General features: G+C 73.4%; 1 protein-coding gene. It reads right to left on the reverse strand.

What is annotated here, in order from left to right; translation table 11 throughout:
- Nucleotides 1-2,288, reverse strand: a 2,288-nt coding sequence (locus NQU54_RS48315) for a SpnB-like Rossmann fold domain-containing protein (RefSeq protein ID WP_257636617.1), incomplete at its 3' end; no start/stop codon positions are given.
- Between the last annotated feature and the right edge of the window lie 16 nt (nucleotides 2,289-2,304).

Below are 2,304 nucleotides of genomic sequence, written 5' to 3' on the forward strand. Positions count from 1 at the left end.
GCCGGCGCCTGCGAAACGTCCCAGTGCCGTACCGGCAGCGGCTCGATCGCGCCCCGCCGGAACAGCTCCACCAGCTCCGCGAGCAACTCCCGGATGCGGTCAGGCCCCGCGTCGCCTCCCAGGTCGAACGCCTGGTAGCCCACACCGGGATGGGCTTCGGCGACCGCGGCGGGGTCGCGGATGTCGTTCTTGCCCATCTCCACGAACCGGCCACCGGAGCCGAGCAGCCCCAGCGAGGCGTCCACATACTCGCCGGTGAGGGAGTTCAGCACTACGTCCAGCGAGGGAAACGTCGAGGCGAAACCGAGGTCGCGGCTGGATGCCAGATGCTCCTCCGGCACCCCCAACGCGGTCAGCACATGGTGCTTGGACGGATGCGCGGTGGCGTACACGGTGGCGCCGAAGTGCCGTGCCAGCTGGACGGCGGCCATGCCCACACCACCGGCGGCGGCGTGCACCAGCACCGTCTCACCCGGCTGGATGTCGCCCAGGTCCCGCAGCCCGTACAGCGCCGTCAGATAGGCCACCGGCACCCCGGCGGCCGTGGCGTACGACCAGCCCCCGGGGATGGGCGCGACGGTTCGCGCGTCCGCGGTGGCCAGCGGGCCGAACGAGCGGGGGAACAGGCCCATCACCCGGTCGCCCACGGCCAGGCCCTCGACCCCTGGGCCGACCTCGGTCACCACACCGGCACCCTCGCCGCCCAGACCCTCCTGCCCCGCTACACCGCCGAGCGCCACGAGCACGTCCCGGAAGTTCTGACCGGCGGCGCGGACCTCGATCCGGACCTGACCGGGGGCCAGGGGCGCGGTGGCCTCCGGATCCGGCCGCAGCACCAGGTTCTCCAGGCTGCCCTTCTCCGAGACGTCGAGGTACCAGTGTTCATGCGCCGGTACGGCGAGACCCTGCGGCGAGCGCACCAGACGCGGCACCCACAGCAGCCCACGGCGCAGCGCCGACTGCGGTTCGCCGGACGCCACCGCCACGGGCAGGGCCTCACGCGACACATCGTCGGTGTCCACCAGGGCGATCCGGCCGGGGTGTTCGGACTGGGCGGAGCGGACCAGGCCCCAGATCGCGGCGGCGGCCGGATCGGTGACCTCGGCGGTGTCATGTACGGACACCGCACCACGAGTGAGCAACACCAGCCGGACGTCGGCGAGTTCGGGCTGGCCGACCCACCGCTGCACCAGGTCCAGCGCACGGGCTGCCAGGTCCCGGGCGCGCGCGGGCAGGCCGGTGTGCTCGGTGGCCCAGGCCGTGGTGTCGACGACCACGGCCTCGGGCCGGTCCGGCCGGTCCTCCGCCGCGATGAGCGCGTCCAGGTCGTCCGCGTGGCCGTCGCCGAGGGTGGCCCAGGAGACCTCGCTCCCCGGGGCAGCGGGGTGCTCGGTCCAGTCCAGCGTGAACAGCGAATCGGCGGACCGATCGGCGCCGCTGGAGGCGGCGGCGAGCTGCTCGGGGCTGATCACCCGGAGCACCAGGGAGTCCACCGAGGCGACGGGCGAGCCGGTGGTGTCGAAGAGACTGATGGTGAACGAGTCCGGGCCGGTGGCGCGGGCGCGCACACGGACGGCCGTGGCTCCCGCCGCCAGCAGCCGTACGTCGTTCCACACGAAGGGGAGCAGCGTCTGGCCCGGGGCCGGGGGAACACAGAAGTTGCTCGCGTGCAGTGCGGCGTCCAGCAGTGCCGGGTGGATGCCGAACCGGCCGGCGGTCTCCGTCTGCTCCTCCGGCAGCGCGGCCTCCGCGTACACCTCGCCGTCGCGCTTCCAGACCGCCTTCAGCCCGCGGAACGCGGGGCCGTACTCATATCCGGCCTGTGCGAGGTTGTCGTAGAAGTCGTCCAGGACGACGGGTTCGACGCCGGGCGGCGGCCACTCGGCCAGGCCGTCCTCGGCCGCGCCGTCCGGCTGAGTGGCGAGTATGCCCGAGGCGTGCTCCAGCCACTCCTGGGCCGAGTCGGCGCGGGAGTAGATCCGCACGCCCCGGCGCCCACCCTCCTCGCCGCCGACCAGTACCTGGACATGCAGCGCCCCGTCGTCGGGCAGTGTCATCGGCTGGCCGATGACCAGCTCTTCCAGGGTGGGGGTGGCGGTCTCGTCTCCGGCGCGAATGGCGAGTTCGGCCATCGCGGCGCCGGGCAGCAGCACCGTTCCCGAGACGGCGTGGTCCGCCAGCCACGGGTGGGTGGCCACCGACAGCTGTCCCGTGAGCAGCACACCGCCGGTGTCGGGCACGCTCACCACGGCCCCGGTCAGCGGATGGCCGGTGTCCTGGAGGCCCACGGCACTCACATCGCCC

Source organism: Streptomyces malaysiensis subsp. samsunensis, from assembly GCF_024519315.1.
GTDB classification, from domain to species: Bacteria; Actinomycetota; Actinomycetes; order Streptomycetales; family Streptomycetaceae; genus Streptomyces; species Streptomyces malaysiensis.